This window comes from Ruegeria sp. YKSD179, from assembly GCF_059612885.1.
The window spans coordinates 1-16,452 of sequence record NZ_JBXWRL010000060.1; the positions used below are offsets into that span (position 1 = coordinate 1).

At 53.6% G+C, this 16,452-nt stretch carries 15 protein-coding genes; 7 read left to right on the plus strand and 8 right to left on the minus strand.

The genetic code is table 11. From position 1 onward, the window contains the following. The coding region (locus AC2FNE_RS21110) for an acetyl-CoA carboxylase biotin carboxylase subunit (protein ID WP_496806203.1) at positions 1 to 1,184 on the minus strand (1,184 nt) is incomplete at its 3' end. Between the two features lie 46 nt (positions 1,185 to 1,230). Between AC2FNE_RS21110 and AC2FNE_RS21115 the strand changes: the two genes are divergently transcribed. Continuing rightward, entirely contained in the window at positions 1,231 to 2,031 is an 801-nt protein-coding gene (locus AC2FNE_RS21115) for a class I SAM-dependent methyltransferase (RefSeq protein ID WP_170608004.1), read from the plus strand. On the opposite strand, the gene AC2FNE_RS21120 is transcribed toward AC2FNE_RS21115, so the two are convergent. Genes AC2FNE_RS21120 through AC2FNE_RS21130 form a run of 3 tightly spaced genes read right to left on the minus strand, consistent with a single transcriptional unit; the run spans position 1,966 to position 5,554 of the window. Beyond that, entirely contained in the window at positions 1,966 to 3,570 is a 1,605-nt protein-coding gene (locus tag AC2FNE_RS21120) for a carboxyl transferase domain-containing protein (protein ID WP_496806204.1), read from the minus strand. The genes AC2FNE_RS21115 and AC2FNE_RS21120 overlap by 66 nt on opposite strands. After that, on the minus strand, positions 3,567 to 4,031 hold the full coding sequence (locus tag AC2FNE_RS21125) for a lysozyme inhibitor LprI family protein (protein WP_170608007.1): 465 nt from the start codon (positions 4,029 to 4,031) through the stop codon (positions 3,567 to 3,569). The genes AC2FNE_RS21120 and AC2FNE_RS21125 overlap by 4 nt, the downstream gene beginning before the upstream one ends. After that, entirely contained in the window at positions 4,028 to 5,554 is a 1,527-nt protein-coding gene (locus AC2FNE_RS21130; RefSeq protein WP_170608009.1) for an AMP-binding protein, read from the minus strand. Before AC2FNE_RS21130 ends, AC2FNE_RS21125 begins: the two co-directional genes overlap by 4 nt. Positions 5,555 to 5,690: 136 nt before the next feature. Between AC2FNE_RS21130 and AC2FNE_RS21135 the strand changes: the two genes are divergently transcribed. Then, the gene (locus AC2FNE_RS21135) at positions 5,691 to 6,296 is read left to right on the plus strand and encodes an OmpW/AlkL family protein (RefSeq protein WP_496806205.1); all 606 of its coding nucleotides are present in this window, start codon (positions 5,691 to 5,693) and stop codon (positions 6,294 to 6,296) included. A 46-nt stretch (positions 6,297 to 6,342) separates the two neighbouring features. Here AC2FNE_RS21135 and AC2FNE_RS21140 read toward each other — a convergent pair whose 3' ends face one another. The 3 genes from AC2FNE_RS21140 to AC2FNE_RS21150 form a co-directional block, all read right to left on the minus strand. Continuing rightward, positions 6,343 to 7,506: an isovaleryl-CoA dehydrogenase gene (locus AC2FNE_RS21140; protein WP_496806206.1), complete on the minus strand. Its 1,164-nt coding sequence runs from the start codon at positions 7,504 to 7,506 to the stop codon at positions 6,343 to 6,345. A gap of 166 nt (positions 7,507 to 7,672) precedes the next feature. After that, positions 7,673 to 8,863 (minus strand): DegT/DnrJ/EryC1/StrS family aminotransferase, encoded by a 1,191-nt coding sequence (locus tag AC2FNE_RS21145; RefSeq protein ID WP_496806207.1) that lies wholly within the window; start codon positions 8,861 to 8,863, stop codon positions 7,673 to 7,675. A 39-nt stretch (positions 8,864 to 8,902) separates the two neighbouring features. Further along, positions 8,903 to 9,574: an HAD-IA family hydrolase gene (locus tag AC2FNE_RS21150; protein ID WP_170608015.1), complete on the minus strand. Its 672-nt coding sequence runs from the start codon at positions 9,572 to 9,574 to the stop codon at positions 8,903 to 8,905. A 133-nt stretch (positions 9,575 to 9,707) separates the two neighbouring features. Here AC2FNE_RS21150 and glmU point away from each other — a divergent pair, with 133 nt between their 5' ends. The 3 genes from glmU to AC2FNE_RS21165 are packed head-to-tail and all read left to right on the plus strand — an operon-like array spanning position 9,708 to position 13,579. After that, positions 9,708 to 11,063: a bifunctional UDP-N-acetylglucosamine diphosphorylase/glucosamine-1-phosphate N-acetyltransferase GlmU gene (gene glmU, locus AC2FNE_RS21155; protein WP_496806208.1), complete on the plus strand. Its 1,356-nt coding sequence runs from the start codon at positions 9,708 to 9,710 to the stop codon at positions 11,061 to 11,063. Between the two features lie 3 nt (positions 11,064 to 11,066). Then, the gene (glmS, locus tag AC2FNE_RS21160; protein WP_496806209.1) at positions 11,067 to 12,890 is read left to right on the plus strand and encodes a glutamine--fructose-6-phosphate transaminase (isomerizing); all 1,824 of its coding nucleotides are present in this window, start codon (positions 11,067 to 11,069) and stop codon (positions 12,888 to 12,890) included. Further along, the gene (locus tag AC2FNE_RS21165) at positions 12,887 to 13,579 is read left to right on the plus strand and encodes a DNA alkylation repair protein (RefSeq protein WP_170608021.1); all 693 of its coding nucleotides are present in this window, start codon (positions 12,887 to 12,889) and stop codon (positions 13,577 to 13,579) included. Before glmS ends, AC2FNE_RS21165 begins: the two co-directional genes overlap by 4 nt. Here the strand turns inward: AC2FNE_RS21165 and AC2FNE_RS21170 are convergent. Further along, on the minus strand, positions 13,576 to 13,992 hold the full coding sequence (locus AC2FNE_RS21170; RefSeq protein ID WP_170608023.1) for a hypothetical protein: 417 nt from the start codon (positions 13,990 to 13,992) through the stop codon (positions 13,576 to 13,578). The genes AC2FNE_RS21165 and AC2FNE_RS21170 overlap by 4 nt on opposite strands. Before the next feature lie 90 nt (positions 13,993 to 14,082). On the opposite strand from AC2FNE_RS21170, the gene moaA reads away from it, so the two are divergent. After that, positions 14,083 to 15,090, plus strand: a complete 1,008-nt coding sequence (gene moaA / locus AC2FNE_RS21175; RefSeq protein WP_496806218.1) for a GTP 3',8-cyclase MoaA — start codon at positions 14,083 to 14,085, stop codon at positions 15,088 to 15,090. A gap of 1 nt (position 15,091) precedes the next feature. Beyond that, positions 15,092 to 16,444, plus strand: coding sequence for a 3-deoxy-D-manno-octulosonic acid transferase (locus AC2FNE_RS21180; RefSeq protein WP_496806210.1), 1,353 nt, complete (start codon positions 15,092 to 15,094; stop codon positions 16,442 to 16,444). The last annotated feature ends 8 nt before the right edge of the window (positions 16,445 to 16,452 follow it).

The window sequence follows — 16,452 nt, forward strand, 5'->3', positions numbered from 1 at the left end:
CCATGAACTATCACTTTTGCGATCATCGGATCATACCAAGGGCTGATTGCGTCCCCGGCACGAACGCCGCTGTCAGCTCTGCAATCTGCGGGAAACTTTAGATGCGTCAGCATTCCCGTTGCGGGTAGAAATCCCTTTGGCACGTTCTCGGCATACAAACGCGCTTCTAAGGCGTGCCCAGTGATTGACAGGTCTTCTTGGCGCAGGGGCAGAGTCTCTCCTGAAGCCACCCGCAGTTGCCACTCCACCAAATCGACCCCTGTAATTGCTTCGGTTACAGGATGTTCCACCTGAAGGCGTGTGTTCATCTCCATGAACCAGAACCGATCAGGACGCAGGCCATCTGATGCATCGACAATGAATTCGACTGTCCCGGCACCTTTATATCCTATGGCTTCGGCAGCGCGAACTCCAGCTTGTCCCATGGCGCTTCGCATTTCTTCGGTCATACCGGGAGCCGGAGCTTCCTCTATCACCTTCTGGTGGCGCCGCTGAAGGGAGCAATCCCGCTCGAAAAGGTGAACCGCATGGCTACCGTCGCCAAAAACCTGAACCTCGATATGCCGGGGCTTGGCTACAAACTTCTCGACCAGCACAGCGTCGTTACCGAAGGCGGTCAGAGCCTCACCACGTGCACTTTCGAGCGCCTCGGAAAAGTCCTTCGGATGCTCGACCAGCCGCATGCCCTTTCCGCCTCCGCCAGCGACGGCTTTTATCAAAACCGGATAGCCAATCGCCTCGGCAGCACCCGCCAAATGCTCAGGGTCCTGATTGGCACCATGATAACCCGGTACAACAGGAACACCCGCTTTCTCCATCAGAGCTTTAGCGGCGTCCTTTAGGCCCATTTTGCGGATTGCATCGGCCGATGGGCCAATAAAGGTCAACCCAGCAAGCTTAACCGCCTCGACAAAGTCCGGGTTTTCGGAAAGGAACCCATATCCTGGGTGTATAGCCTGAGCACCAGTATCCAGGGCGGCTTGTATAATCGCATCGCCTTTGAGGTAACTATCCGCCGGCGCTGGCCCGCCTATGTGCACGGCCTCGTCTGCCACTTGCACATGTTTGGCATTTGCGTCGACGTCCGAAAAAACAGCGACACAACTGACTCCCATTTTTTGCGCGGTGTGCATTACCCGGCACGCGATCTCCCCGCGGTTGGCAATTAGGATTTTATTGAACATCAGCGAATCCTTGTAATTCGAATCCCACCGCTTCAAATTTCAACTTATGAGCGAAAACATTTACGATCCCGACTTCGTAGCCGGCGTCTTTGATCGTTGTTCCAGTGCCTACCGAAACTGGAGCACAATTGCGTCTTTTGGGATGATAAGGGCTTGGCGCAAAGCCTGTGTAAAAGGACTTGAATTGCCTCCTGAGACCAATGCAGCGGGTGTCGATCTTATGGCCGGAACTGGTGAGGTCTGGCCGCACTTGTTCAGCAAATTTCCCAAAATCAGCAAAATCACCGCCATAGATATAAGCTCTGGTATGCACAAACAGGCGATAGACCGCCTTCACAAAAGTAAGGAAGACCGAATTTCTCACCACTGCGCAAATATGTTGACCACTGACCTGCCGAGTGCGACTGCCGATTTTGCAATCTCTACTTTCGGTCTTAAGACTTTCAACGCTTCGCAACATCTGACCTTTGCACAGCAATTGGAAAGGATCCTCAAACCGGGAGCGCCATTTTCTTTGATCGAAGCAACAGATCCCGTCGAATGGCATTTGCGACCTCTTTACCGTATCTATTTGGACAGCGTTTTGCCGCAAGTTGAACGGTATTTTTTGAACGGCGCGCAGGACTTTGCCATGATCGGCACCTACACACGAAACTTTGGCAAAGGTTCCAGCGTGTTGAACGCGCTCCAAGCCGCGGGGCTTGAAGTAAAAGTAAAGTTCTTTGTCGGTGGCAGTGCCGTTAGGTTCGCGGGGTTCAAACCAATCACAAATGGTCATGAATCACATCCTGAACACGCCAAAGCGCGTCTCCCCGATCGGCGCGTTCAATGCTGCTCTCAGCGATAATGCCAGCACATCGCGGCTTTTTCGCGGGTCAATTATGCCGTCATCCCAGAGACGCGCGGAGGCATACAATGGATGCGACTGCTCCTCGAACATTTCCAAAGTGGGGCGTTTGAATTCAGCTTCTTCTTCTTCGGACCAGGTGCCACCTTGCCTTTCAATCCCATCTCGCTTGACCGTGGCCAAAACACCCGCAGCCTGCTCACCGCCCATGACTGAGATGCGCGAATTGGGCCAGGTCCAAAGAAACCTGGGCTGATAGGCGCGGCCAGCCATGCCGTAGTTACCAGCGCCAAACGACCCGCCGACAAGCATAGTGATTTTGGGAACCGCAGTTGTAGCCACTGCGGTCACCATTTTGGCGCCATGCCGAGCAATACCCTCGCTTTCATATTTTTGCCCAACCATGAAACCGGTGATATTCTGCAGGAACACAAGGGGAACTTTGCGTTGCGAACAAAGCTCGACAAAGTGGGCACCCTTTTGAGCGGACTCGGAAAACAAAACACCGTTGTTGGCAACAATTCCAACTGGGCAACCTTTGACATGAGCAAAGCCGGTTACCAATGTCTCACCGAACCGTGGTTTAAACTCGTCAAAACGCGACCCGTCCACAAACCGCGCGATCACTTCGCGTATGTCATAAGGCGTCCGCAAGTCTGAGGGGACTATGCCAAGAATTTCTTCGGGGTCGTATGCAGGGTCCTCGGGACTTGCCCAATTTGTTTTGCTGCCTTCGCCCAAATTCAGTGACAACACTGCACGGCGGGCCAGCGCCAGAGCATGAGTGTCGTCTTCGGCCAAATAATCCGCTACACCGGATAACCGGGTGTGAACATCGCCGCCGCCCAAATCCTCGGCGGATACGACCTCGCCAGTTGCGGCTTTCACCAAAGGTGGCCCGGCCAGAAAGATCGTTCCCTGCTCTCTTACAATGATCGTCACATCCGACATTGCTGGCACATAGGCTCCGCCCGCAGTACATGAACCCATCACAACAGCGATCTGAGCAATACCTTTGGCGCTCATCCTTGCCTGATTATAAAATATGCGGCCAAAGTGATGCCGATCGGGAAAAACCTCGTCCTGATTGGGTAGATTGGCGCCCCCAGAATCGACGAGGTAGATGCACGGCAGACGGTTTTCTTCTGCAATCTCTTGCGCGCGAAGGTGTTTTTTAACGGTCAGGGGATAGTAGGTACCGCCTTTGACTGTTGCATCGTTGCAGATCACCATGACGTCGCGCCCTTCTACGCGTCCAACACCGGCGATGACGCCCGCACAGGGTGCCGCACCATCGTACATACCATGCGCTGCAGTGGCCCCTATTTCGAGGAACGGGGATCCGGCATCCAACAGGTTGGCGACCCGACGACGAGGCAGCATTTTTCCCCGCGATTCATGGCGCGCGCGAGACTTCTCGCCGCCGCCCATTCGGGCCGATTCAGCCGCCTCTGATATCTGCTTCAACGCATCTAGATGGGCGGCACGGTTCGCTTGGAAGACCGCTGATGTTGGTACGGCTTTAGATGTTAGTTTCATTGCATCTTTCCCAAATCGCGGAGTTCCAGCGCACGTTCGGCTGTTTCATTCAAAACACAACCGGCGTAGACGATTGAACGTATTGTTCCACCTGACCACAGGCTGTACTGCAACCCACACTCGGCATCCCGAAAACTGATCCACGCCCGTTGCACTTCACGAAGCTGGTTCGCCAATTCTGCGCTCTCCTGTGCAAGCTCTGCTCTACGAAGCTGGTATTGCTCATTTAGAAACGCGTCCCAGATCAACGTTTCCTCTTGAATACATTCAGTTATTCCGAGTGTAGTACTTTGTCCCGGAACGGTTTGACATAAGTTTGCAGCTTGCCCAACGCATTCAGGCAAACTTTTTCCAACCAATTCTTGAGAAGAACACTGTTGAACATAACCTTTGTCCACAAAGGCTTGTTGGGCAGAAACAAAAGTCGGCAATAAAGATAATATCATCGCTGATCGTATCATTTGGTCTGTTCCTCTGCCGCCAAGATTCTGAGTTCTTTTCGAATAACCTTTCCCGTTACCGTCATCGGCAACGAACTCAAAAAGGCTACTTCGCGAGGATAAGAGTAATGGGCCAAACGATCTTTAACCCATTCTTGTAGTTCCGATGCGGAAGATTCCGCGCCGGGTTTCAGAACAACATACGCCTTCACGATTTCGGTTCGCAGTGGATCGGGCTTGCCTACCACACCCACCGTTGCCACAGCAGGATGAGTCAGCAGGCAATCCTCGATCTCGGCCGGTCCAATCCGGTAACCGGACGAGGTAATCACATCATCGTCGCGACCAACGAAACGAAGATAATCGCCCTCCCAAACGCCACGGTCACCGGTGATCAGCCAGTCACCACGAAATTTCTCGACCGTTGCCTCGGCACGGTTCCAGTATTCCAACATCATCGAAGCCGAGCCGCGCCGGATTGCCACGTCACCTTCTTCGTCGGTTGCGTTGCCGTCAGCGTCTATAACCGCAACCTCGTGCCCCGGCACCGGTTTCCCGATACACCCGGGACGCACCGGGAAATCAACGGCGCAGGAAGAAACTACCATGTTGCATTCGGTCTGACCGTAGAACTCATTAATAGTTAAACCGAAAGCCCTCTCGCCCCATGCCAGCATTTCTGCCCCAAGCGGTTCCCCGCCCGATGCAACAGAACGCAGACCCGGAATCGCCTGATCCGCCGCCTTCAGCATCCGCAATGCGGTTGGAGGAAAGAACACGTTCCGCACATCGCCACGGGCGATCACATCGGCGCAGGCGTCGGGTGTAAATTTCTCAAGCCTCGCTGCGACCACAGGAATGCCAAGTGCCAGCCCGGGCATCAGCACATCGAAAAGCCCACCGATCCATGCCCAGTCTGCCGGGGTCCAAAGACGATCGCCATCTCGCAAATGATTGTGGCTGATTGATACACCAGGCAGATGACCCGTCAGTACACGGTGCCCATGTAACGCGCCCTTGGGACGACCGGTTGTGCCAGAGGTATATATCAATACCGCAGGGTCCTCAGGCCCTGTGTTTGCAAACTGAAAGTCTTCATCCGAAGGCGCGATCTGATCAACCAAAACAGATTCAGCCAGATTGCCCAGCAGAGCAGCCCCTACTGCATCTGTCAGCACTATTCTCGCGCCTGCGTCGCCGACGCGCGTCGCCAAAGCGTCATGTTTGAACAGCTTGAATAATGGTACCGAGATGGCACCGATCTTCCAGATCGCAAGATGCGCAGCTGCGCACCAAGGGGACTGGCCGAGTAACACGCCGACGCGATCACCTGCTTTTACCGTTGGCAGAAGTGTTCGAACGATGCCGTCAGTCATCTTGTGCAGTCGATCGTAGGTGTATTCCTCTTGTCCCCTTTCGGTCAGACAAATGATCGCCGCGTTATCGCGTGGATGCGATAGACATTGCCGGGACATGTTAAGCCGTTCAGGAATCGCCCAGCCTCCTACTGAGTTCAAACCCGGTATGCGGCTAGTGGTACGCATGCGAAAGACTCATTAATTTTTGGGCGCTTGCCCGCTGGGTGGAACGCCAAAAAACCCAAGGAACTTGATACAGATCAGAGTTGGCCCGACCCGCTTGATGCAAAATGCCGCCATCAACCATTTCAAAGGCCATACAATGACTCAGAGACTCGCCGCTTTGACGCTTTCGGCTACTCTCGTCGCGTTTGCCGCTCCTGCCCTTGCTCAGAATCAGGGCGATTGGACAGTCGGTGTGGGTATTGGTTACCTCGACCCCAAATCCGACAACGGTACTCTGGCTGGCTTTGATGCCGACGTCGACTCGGATACTCGCCCGATATTCACTGTTGAATATTTTATACAAGACAACCTGGGAATCGAGTTGTTGGCGTCCACGCCTTTTGAGCATGACGTGACTTTGGGCGGCAGCATCGACGCTGGCAGCGTCAAACACCTGCCTCCGACCCTGTCGTTGAACTATCATTTCCCGACCAACAGCGCGTGGAAGCCTTATGTCGGCGCCGGGCTCAATTATACAATCTTCTACGATGAAGATTCCCCGCTTGGCGACCTGAATGTCGACAATTCCTTCGGCGTTTCGCTGCAGGCAGGACTGGACTATATGGTTACCGACAGCGGTGCAATTCGACTGAACGTCCGCTGGTTTGACATCGACACTGACGTCGAACTTGATGGCACCGATATTGGTACAGCCGAAATTGATCCTTGGCTCATCGGTGTATCCTACGTCCACAAGTTCTGATCCTTGTTAGAGGCGCCCCTAGGGACTTCGGCCTGGGGCGGTTTCTTTAGAGCATATCGGCCATTAACTCGCGTCCGATCAGCATTCGGCGGATTTCGCTAGTGCCCGCACCAATTTCCATCAGTTTGGCGTCGCGAAAAATGCGGCTGACAGGAGTGTCCGACAAAAATCCTGCTCCGCCCATTGCCTGCACCGCCTGATGCGCCTGAGCCATTGCCTGCTCTGACGCATAAAGGCAGCAGGCCGCGGCATCCTGACGGGTCACATCGCCCCGGTCACAGGCCTTTGCGACCTCATAAACATAAGCGCGCGCCGAATTCATAGCTGTGTACATATCGGCGATTTTTCCCTGCATCAGTTGGAAGCTGCCGATTGGTTGGCCGAATTGCTTGCGTTCAGCCAGATAGGGCATGATCTCATCCAAACAGGCCGCCATTATGCCAGTGCCAATCCCAGCCAGAACCACGCGCTCATAATCGAGTCCAGACATTAGGACGGCAACACCCTTACCCTCTTCGCCAAGAACGTTATCAAACGGCACCTCAACGTCTTCAAAGATCAATTCAGCGGTGTTCGATCCACGCATACCCAGCTTGTCGAAGTGTGGTGAAGTCGAAAATCCGGTCATTTTTTTCTCAATGAGAAAGGCTGTTATCCCTCTCGATCCGGCCTCGGGGTCGGTTTTGGCATATACGACCAAAGTGTCTGCATCCGGACCGTTCGTGATCCAATACTTATTCCCATTCAACCTGTAATGGTCATTACGCTTTTCAGCACGCAGCTTCATTGACACAACGTCTGATCCCGCCGAGGCTTCAGACATTGCCAGAGCGCCAACGTGATCACCAGAGATCAAACGCGGTAAATATTTCTGCTTTTGCTCTTCGTTTCCGTTTAGCTTGATCTGGTTAACGCACAAATTCGAATGCGCTCCGTAAGACAACGAAACTGAGGCAGAGGCGCGCGCCACTTCTTCAACGGCGATCGTATGCGCAAGATAGGACATACCTGCACCACCATATTCCTCTGGCACGGTTACACCTAAAAGGCCCAGATCGCCCATCTCGCGCCACAGTTCGTTTGGAAAGGCGTTGGTCTTATCGATTTCAGCTGCCAACGGCTTAACACGCTCCTGCGCCCAGCGGTGCACCATCTCGCGCAGGGCATTCACGTCCTCCCCCAAATCGAATTCCATCGTGGCCGTGAACATTCGACTCTCCTCTTTCGCGTTAATGAACAACTGTTCAATAACTGAATAACAGCCAAACCTCAGCCGGTCAATCTCTCTGCCTTGCAATAGACCCGAATGCAAAACGCCGCCCTTGGGGGCGGCGGTCAAAAGGAAAGTGCGTGCAGTGCAGGCGCGCACCGATAGATCATGACTGGTACACTGACCCCACTTCAGCGCGAATGATCCGAGCAATCAAATCGCAATCCTCCAAAGAAAACGTCAGAGGAACCCGCATGTCCATGATCCCGGTCAGAATACGATCGCTCGCCGGCATCCGCTCACTTTCTGCATACCGCCAACTGTCATAGCGCGAAGTGAAACCAGTTGGCTCCGCACCTCCGAACCATTTCAACTCGACCCCGCGCGCCGCACAACGCCTTATGACTTCGGAAATACGTTCGGGAAGCCAGTCGAGAAGAAGAAACTGAATGGACGAGCCCACATATTTTTCAGTCTCAGGTCGTTCAACGATCGTCAGGCCCGGAGTGCCTCTCAATCCTTCTTCTATTGCCGCGTAACGCTCATTCCAACGGTCAACCTGTCGATCGAGATCGCGTAATTGCGGGCGCAGAATCGCTGCGCGCAAGTTGTCCATCCGACCAGATACATTGGGCGTCGTATATTTGATCCGCTCGAAGACCTCCGGATCAGGTGCAGCAAGATGACGTTCATAAAGCATGTAAGACCCGGACAGCATCGTGGCTTTGGCTGCCAGTTCTGCGTCGTCAGTAACTAGCAGACCACCTTCGCCTGAATTCACATGCTTGTATGTTTGACAGGAATAACAACCAATTGCCCCTTGGCGACCAGAAAGCTGGCCTTGCCATGCGGCTCCCATTGTGTGCGCGCAATCCTCGATAACTATGACGCCAGCATCGTCGCACATTTGCATCAATCGATTCATATCGCACAAATGTCCGCGCATATGGCTCAACATCAGTACTCGCGCCTGATCGAGCTTGTTTTGCAAGTCATCCAAATCGATTGTCAGATTTTCCGTAACGCCAACGAATACTGGTTTAGCACCGACTGAAGCAATCGATCCCGGAACCGGAGCCAGCGTAAAGGCATTTGTCAGAACCGAGTCACCCGGCCGAACGTCCACCGCGCGCAAGGCCGTCGCCAAAGCGTACCCACCGGATGAAACCGCCAAACAGTACTTCGCACCCATTTGGGCCGCGAACTCCTGTTCCAGCAGTGCGGTTTCCCCCAATTCACCTGGTGCGGTATTGTAACGATGCAAACGACCATGGCGAAGAACCGCAATGGCGGCTTCAATAGCGTCTTCCGGGATGGGTTCCTGCTGCGTAAAGCTGCCAGAAAAAGTCTCTTTCATAGGCTCGTTCTTAGGGTCTTGAGGGATTGCGTCAAGGGATTATGCTGCCGCGCCGATCAGACCGGCCACCAATTCAGGCAAGTCTCTAAAGTGTTCCAGAAGAGCTTCTGGTTCCAAAGCTGCCATATCTGCGCCGGAGGGTCCGAAAGTGACCAATACAGACGGCACACCGGCCGCACGGGCTGTGTTTCTGTCCGTATCCGAGTCTCCGATCAGAATGCAAAGGTCGGGATTGCCGCCTGCCCTCCGCGCCGCCTCCCGCAGGGGTTCGGGGTCGGGTTTACGAACTGGCAGCGTGTCAGCCCCGACCAACGAAGCAAACTGGTCACGTACGCCCATTCGCGTCAATAGCAAATCTGCAAGTGCCTCTGGTTTATTGGTGCAAATGCCAACGCCATAACCTGCAGCCTTAAGTGTGCCCACAGCTTCAATCGCACCGGGGTAGAATTGTGTGTGCGTGTCTATGGCCTGAGAATAAGCCTCCAGCAGTACCGGATAATACTTATTGACCGTTTCGTCCGCGTAGGCTCCTACCCGTTTTAGCCCGTGCGTCAGCATCATTCGACCGCCCCGCAAAGCAATCGCTGCGTCCTGGCCGTGTACCAGAACGTCACCATGTCCCATTTCGCGAAAACAGTGGTTGGCCGCAGCCAACAAATCGCCAGATGTATCGGCCAAAGTCCCATCCAGATCAAAGATGACTGTCCGCATGTATTCTCCTTGTTCGGCAGGTTTCCGCCAATACGTGTTGCAATCGGCAATCTTCTTTGATGGCCGCAGCGCTTGCGCCTTTAGCGTCAGCGGATAAAACGGACGGCGACAAAACAAAAGAGAAAACGATTTTATGAATACCGCCCTTGTCATCCTTGCCGCCGGAAAAGGCACGAGGATGAATTCCGATTTGCCAAAAGTTCTTCAACCTATCGCTCAAACTCCTATGCTGGTTCATGCGATGCGAGCAGGAGCGGTTCTTTCGCCAGAACGCACCGTTATCGTAGCCGGGCACGGTGCTGAAGAAGTGGCCAGGGTTGCAAAGGTCGAGGACGAATCTGTAAGCGTGGCGGTACAAGAGGAACAGCTTGGCACCGCGCACGCTGTTGCACAAGCGCGGGACGCGCTGACAGGCTTCAAGGGCGATGTTGTTGTCCTGTTCGGTGATACTCCTTTCATTGAGCCAACGACACTGGAGCGAATGATTGCTGCCCGTAAGTCCTTTGACTTGGTTATGTTGGGCTTTGATATTGCCGAGGTTCAACCGCGCTATGGCAGGATGATCATGGACGGTGACAGGTTGCAGAAAATCGTTGAATACAAGGACGCAACCGAAGAACAACGCGCCATTCGCTTTACAAACAGCGGTCTTTTGGCCTGCAATTCCGATCTGCTTTTCGATCTTATTGATCAGGTCAGCAATGAAAACGCATCTGGTGAGTTCTATCTGACCGAACTTGTTGCGTTAGCCAACGCGCGTGGGTTGACGGCAACGGCGATCAAGTGCGACGAGGCTGAAACTCTGGGTGTGGATTCCCGCGCTGATCTTGCAGCTGCCGATGCCGCTTTTCAAACCCGGGCACGCAACGCTTTGTTGCAGCAGGGGGTTACGCTAATGGCGCCGAATACAGTCTATCTGTCCGCCGACACCGTAATAGGACGCGACACCGTCATCGAACCTAACGTGGTTTTTGGGCCGGATGTCACTGTCGAAAGTGGTGCGACCATCCGAGCCTTTTCCCATCTTGAAGGTTGTCACGTAAGCCGAGGAGCAATCGTTGGCCCATATGCACGTATTCGACCTGGCACGGAGTTGGCAGAAAATGCGCGGATTGGCAATTTTGTAGAAATCAAGAACGCTGTGATAGCCGAGGGCGCAAAAGTAAATCATCTCAGCTATATCGGCGACGCTTCTATCGGGGCCGCGTCGAATATTGGCGCGGGTACGATCACCTGCAATTACGACGGGATGATGAAACATAAGACGACAGTTGGCGAAAATGTATTTGTCGGTTCGAACACCATGCTTGTTGCCCCCGTCACGCTTGGGGATGGAGCAATGACAGCTACAGGGACCGTGGTAACCAAAGATGTTGAGCCAGACGCGCTTGCCGTCGCTCGCGCCAAACAACAAAACAAACCGGGTTATGCACGCAAGTTTTTTGATATGTTAAGGGCGAAGAAGGCTCGCCGCGACAAAGGAGCCTGAGTAATGTGTGGAATTGTTGGCGTTTTAGTCAATCACGAGGCTGCCCCTATTCTGGTTGAGGCGCTGAAACGCCTCGAATACCGCGGGTACGACAGCGCTGGGATTGCCACAGTGAACGGTGGCACATTGGGGCGCAGGCGCGCGGTCGGTAAACTTGTCAATTTGAGCGATCTGTTGGTGCATGAACCTCTGCCGGGAAAATCGGGCATTGGTCACACTCGCTGGGCCACACATGGTGTACCTTCGATCACTAATGCGCATCCGCATAAGGCGGGCCCTGTGGCTGTTGTTCATAATGGCATTGTTGAAAACTATCGCGAGTTGCGCACCGAATTGGCGGAGCATGGGGTCGGGTTTGAAACCGAAACTGACACAGAGACCGTCGCCCTTTTGACGGAATATTATATGGGTACCGGACTGTCTCCAGCCGAGGCCGCCTTCCAAACCATCGACAGGCTTGAGGGAGCGTTTGCGTTGGCATTTCTGTTCGATGGTGAAGAAGACCTGATTGTCGCCGCGCGCAAAGGCTCCCCGTTGGCCATAGGGCATGGGGCGGGTGAAATGTACGTGGGTTCGGATGCCATCGCTCTGGCACCATTGACGGATCGCATCACGTATCTTGAAGAAGGTGACCGCGCAGTGCTGACCCGCACCTCGCTTGAAGTCCGCAACGAAGCAGGCGAGCTGGCCAACCGCCAAATGCGTCAGATCAAACTGGACAATGCCCGGGCAGACAAGGGTGAGCATAAGCACTTCATGGCAAAGGAAATCGCTGAACAACCGATTGTGGTGGCGGAAGCGATTAGATCCTATCTACCATCAGGTGGCGATCACGTGGTTCTGCCGGGCGATGACATCGATTTCACCAAGCTGGACCGCATGACAATGGTCGCCTGCGGCACCGCATTTTATGCCTGCCTTACAGCGAAGTATTGGTTTGAAAAGCTGGCCAAAATGCCGGTCGAGGTCGATATCGCAAGCGAATTCCGGTATCGGGAACCTCCGGTCCCTGATCGCACCCTGGCGTTATTCGTAAGCCAATCTGGTGAAACCGCTGATACTCTGGCTGCGCTTCGATACTGCGAGGGCAAAGCAGATAAAATCGTTTCCGTCATCAATGTTCCTGAGAGCTCGATCGCTAGAGAAAGTGACGTAGCGCTACCAATTCACGCCGGCGTGGAAATCGGCGTTGCCTCGACCAAGGCGTTTACATGCCAATTGAGCGTTTTGCTTATGTTGGCTCTGAAGGCCGCTGTTGATCGTGGCACATTGAGTCCGGAACAGATCTCCGACCATGCAGCAGCCTTGCGTGGGTTGCCCTCGGTTTTGAACACAGCGCTGGATGAATTTAACACTATTCGCAAATCGGCCCAACGCCTGTCCGAAGCGCGCGACGTTCTATTTCTGGGCCGTGGGCTGATGTACCCGCTGGCAATGGAAGGGGCGCTTAAACTGAAGGAAATCAGTTATATCCACGCGGAAGGTTACGCGTCGGGGGAATTGAAGCACGGGCCTATCGCCCTGATCGATAAGGATATGCCAGTGGTCGTAATGGCTCCTAAAGACGCAGTTTTTGACAAGACTGTGTCAAATATGCAGGAAGTCATGGCGCGCAAAGGCAAGGTCATTTTGGTATCCGATGACGAAGGAATTGCCGATGCTCAAGACGGGGTATGGAGCACTATACGGATGCCCCATGTTCATCCAAATCTGACACCGATCCTGTATTCCGTTCCTGCACAATTGCTGGCCTACCATACGGCCTTGGCCAAGGGGACGGATGTGGACCAACCGCGTAATCTGGCGAAGTCTGTGACTGTGGAATGACTAACCCGGTTCCTTTGGAATATTATTTGGATCAGATAAAATTCCATGCAGACGCCCATCGTGCAAAACAGGTGGCGGCCTATCACAAAGCTCAGCGACCATATCTGGGTGTGCCTAATCCGATTCTGAACGACCTAACAAAAGCTTGGCGCAAGGAATTGGATGTATCGGGCAGGGTCGCTCTCGCGGACGCATTGTGGCGAACTAATATCCACGAAAGCCGTGTCGCTGCGTCAAAACTTTTGACGCAGGCGCGCATCCGACCAGACGAAGCGGTCTGGAGCCTATTGCAAAGTTGGCTGCCCGAATTTGACGCATGGGCCATCGCAGATCATGCTTGCACGGCAGTCCAGAAACGCTTGATCGCAGACCCGAACCGGCTGGATCAGGTCGCTGAATGGACTGTTTCAGATCACATGTGGACGAAACGTGCCGCTTTGGTCTCAACCCTTCCGTGGACCAAGCAGAACCATCCAAAACCCGATGACTTAGAACGGCGTGATCGAATTTTGCAGTGGGCTGCTGGTTATGTCCCGGACCGAGACTGGTTTATCCAAAAGGCGATAGCCTGGTGGCTACGTGAACTGTCAAAACATGATCCCGAGCGCGTAATCGCATTCCTTGACCGGCATGGTGATGAAATGAAGCCCTTTGCCCGAAAAGAAGCAGGAAAATACTTGCGCGGCTAGTTGGAATATACTTCCAATTCAACCAATTCGTCATAGGGCACAAGTAACGCCCGCATCGCGTCCAAGGATAGTCGGCTACCGCCCCCCCCAGAAGCAGACACCGGAACCAGTGTAATGTAAGCCTGTGCTCCGGTCCTTGGAACGACCACCCGGCCTGTCATTTCCACTTCGACCAACGGCGTTTCCAGCCACCGACCAGGGGTATTCGGATCGCCAAGACCCGCAACAGTCTTTCTGGGTCCATTCCAACCCGCATCGGCAGTGGCCGGAGGCGGTGTTTCGGCCACGGCTTCAACTGTAGCAGGTTGTAGCTCGGGCTCAGGGCTTGAGCCACCAAAAATTCGATCGGATGTGGACCTCACAGCATCGCACCCAGTGACCAGAATACATGCTATCAACAGCGTATATCTCATGCTGGAAACTTATCCGCCCTCGCCAATCTGTTCCAGCCTAAAGCGCAGTTCGCCCTTGCCGGTAAGCAATTGCCGCTTTACCTATGGCCTATGACTGCTCCGCTCATCGACCCGTTTGCCCGCGCCATCACTTATCTCCGCGTTTCTGTTACGGACCGCTGCGACTTCCGCTGTGTCTATTGCATGGCGGAAAATATGACCTTTCTGCCTAAGAAAGACTTACTGACGCTAGAGGAACTGGACCGCATGTGCTCTACGTTCGTCAGCATGGGCGTGGAAAAACTGCGGATCACCGGTGGCGAACCTTTGGTGCGCCGGAACATTATGAGCTTTTTCAACAGCATGACCCGCCACTTGGAAAGCGGTGCGTTGAAGGAATTAACTCTAACAACAAATGGTTCCCAACTACATAGATTTGCTGACGACCTGTATGCCGCTGGTGTCCGCAGAGTAAATATTTCGCTGGATACGCTGGACGAAGACAAGTTCAGCAAAGTGACCCGGTGGGGTCGCCTTAAGCAAGTCTTGAACGGTATTGATGCCGCTCAGAAGGCTGGCTTACGGATAAAGATTAACGCCGTGGCTCTCAAAGGGTTCAACGAAGAGGAACTGCCTTCGATCACAAAATGGTGTGCCCAACGAGGCATGGACCTGACCTGGATCGAAGTCATGCCGATGGGAGATATCGGTAATGAAGATCGCCTGGATCAATACTGGTCTTTGAAAGATGTTCGTCGGGAATACGAAAACCACTACACAGTCACTGATCTAGCTGAAAGGACTGGCGGACCTGCCCGCTATGTCCGGCTCGAAGAAACCGGTCAGAGAATTGGCTTTATTACTCCGCTTTCTCATAACTTCTGCGAAAGCTGCAACCGAGTACGCCTAACGTGCACAGGCCAGCTTTACATGTGCCTCGGACAGGAAGATATGGCAGATCTGCGCGGTGTCCTGCGCGACAACCCAGATTCCGAACAACCGCTTGAAGCGGCGATCCGTGCGGCAATCGACCTAAAGCCCAAAGGCCACGACTTTGATTACTCCCGTCAGGCTGTCGACGGTCAGATGAGCCGACACATGAGCCACACAGGCGGCTAAAATGCCGGGCCAACACAGCCAGCCTACGCTGCTCTACCACTTGTATTGCGGGGTCACATCGATCGTTGCCCCGTTTGCATGGCGAGTTGTCCGCAAAAAGCTGGAAGCCGCAAAGGTACCAGCTGAAAGACAAAGAGAGCGACTGGGTCACGCCAGCTTACCGCGGCCTAACGGACGCTTGATCTGGTTTCACGCCGCGAGCGTGGGGGAAAGTCTTTCCGTTCTCAGTTTGATAACAAAAATGGGAGAGCGATTGCCTGACGCTGAGTTTCTGATCACGTCTGGCACACCGACCTCTGCATTGCTGATCGAAAAAAGAATGCCGCCGCGTACTCGCCACCAATATCCTCCGCTGGACTCCGCCGACTCCGTTCGGCGATTTCTGAACCATTGGAGACCGGATGCCGGGATTTTTGTAGAAAGCGAAATCTGGCCACGCCTTATCGTCGAAAGTTCAAAGCGGGGCATTGCCCTGGCCCTTTTGAATGCGCGCATGTCAAAGAAATCGGTAAATGGCTGGAAAAAACACCCCCAGACCTCAAGTTTCATATTGGCCCAATTTCGACTGTTTCTGACGCAGAACAGCAATACTGCAGCAAATTTGATTTCCATTGGGGCCGCTGCGGACCGCGTGCAGTCTGGTACAAACCTGAAATCATTGTCTGATCCATTGCCTGTGGATCAGGCGAGTCTCACCGACATTCGAAGACAGATTTCAGATCGCCCGGTGTGGATCACAAGTTCGACCCATGCCGGTGAAGAGGAATATGTTCTGGACGCACACAAAGAGCTTTTGAAACGCTGGCCGGATTTGCTTTTACTGCTGATCCCACGTCACCCTGAGCGACGCGATGAAATTTCCGAGTTGATCAGGAAATTGGGGTTTTCCTATTCGCTGCGTACTGCAAAAGAAGCCATCAGCACGGATACCCAAGTGTATGTTGCAGATACTTTAGGGGAAACCGGAACATGGTACGCCCTATGTCCGATTGTGTTTCTTGGTGGCTCATTGAAAGAAATAGGTGGTCATAACCCATTTGAACCGGCACAAGCCGGGGCAGCTATAATTACCGGGCCGGGTTTTTTCAATTTCGCAGAAACATTTGCGTCGCTTATTTCGTTTGGTGGCGCTTTGGAAGTTAAGACAAGCCTCGATCTGTCACATGCAGTAGCAAAATGGCTGGGTGACCCGTCTGCACTGGCGGATGCGCAAGCAGCTGCCCAGTCTTGCGTAAATACTCAGAAATCGCAGTTAAATTCGATTTTGGACAGTCTTTGCAAAGCCCTAAACCTCGAAAGCTCTGGACCGGCCGTCGTTTCTAATTCAGAGTTTTCTGGGAAGCGCGGGGACTGAACCCCGCG

Excerpts from the sequence above, each read along its gene's own strand:
- AC2FNE_RS21135 (WP_496806205.1), top strand. The coding sequence starts at position 5,691 with ATGACTCAGAGACTCGCCGCTTTGACGCTTTCGGCTACTCTCGTCGCG.
- glmU (WP_496806208.1), top strand. The coding sequence starts at position 9,708 with ATGAATACCGCCCTTGTCATCCTTGCCGCCGGAAAAGGCACGAGGATG.
- AC2FNE_RS21115 (WP_170608004.1), top strand. The coding sequence starts at position 1,231 with ATGAGCGAAAACATTTACGATCCCGACTTCGTAGCCGGCGTCTTTGAT.
- AC2FNE_RS21140 (WP_496806206.1), bottom strand. The coding sequence starts at position 7,506 with ATGTTCACGGCCACGATGGAATTCGATTTGGGGGAGGACGTGAATGCC.
- AC2FNE_RS21150 (WP_170608015.1), bottom strand. The coding sequence starts at position 9,574 with ATGCGGACAGTCATCTTTGATCTGGATGGGACTTTGGCCGATACATCT.
- AC2FNE_RS21145 (WP_496806207.1), bottom strand. The coding sequence starts at position 8,863 with ATGAAAGAGACTTTTTCTGGCAGCTTTACGCAGCAGGAACCCATCCCG.
- AC2FNE_RS21125 (WP_170608007.1), bottom strand. The coding sequence starts at position 4,031 with ATGATACGATCAGCGATGATATTATCTTTATTGCCGACTTTTGTTTCT.
- glmS (WP_496806209.1), top strand. The coding sequence starts at position 11,067 with ATGTGTGGAATTGTTGGCGTTTTAGTCAATCACGAGGCTGCCCCTATT.
- AC2FNE_RS21170 (WP_170608023.1), bottom strand. The coding sequence starts at position 13,992 with ATGAGATATACGCTGTTGATAGCATGTATTCTGGTCACTGGGTGCGAT.
- AC2FNE_RS21120 (WP_496806204.1), bottom strand. The coding sequence starts at position 3,570 with ATGAAACTAACATCTAAAGCCGTACCAACATCAGCGGTCTTCCAAGCG.
- moaA (WP_496806218.1), top strand. The coding sequence starts at position 14,083 with ATGACTGCTCCGCTCATCGACCCGTTTGCCCGCGCCATCACTTATCTC.
- AC2FNE_RS21180 (WP_496806210.1), top strand. The coding sequence starts at position 15,092 with ATGCCGGGCCAACACAGCCAGCCTACGCTGCTCTACCACTTGTATTGC.
- AC2FNE_RS21130 (WP_170608009.1), bottom strand. The coding sequence starts at position 5,554 with ATGCGTACCACTAGCCGCATACCGGGTTTGAACTCAGTAGGAGGCTGG.
- AC2FNE_RS21165 (WP_170608021.1), top strand. The coding sequence starts at position 12,887 with ATGACTAACCCGGTTCCTTTGGAATATTATTTGGATCAGATAAAATTC.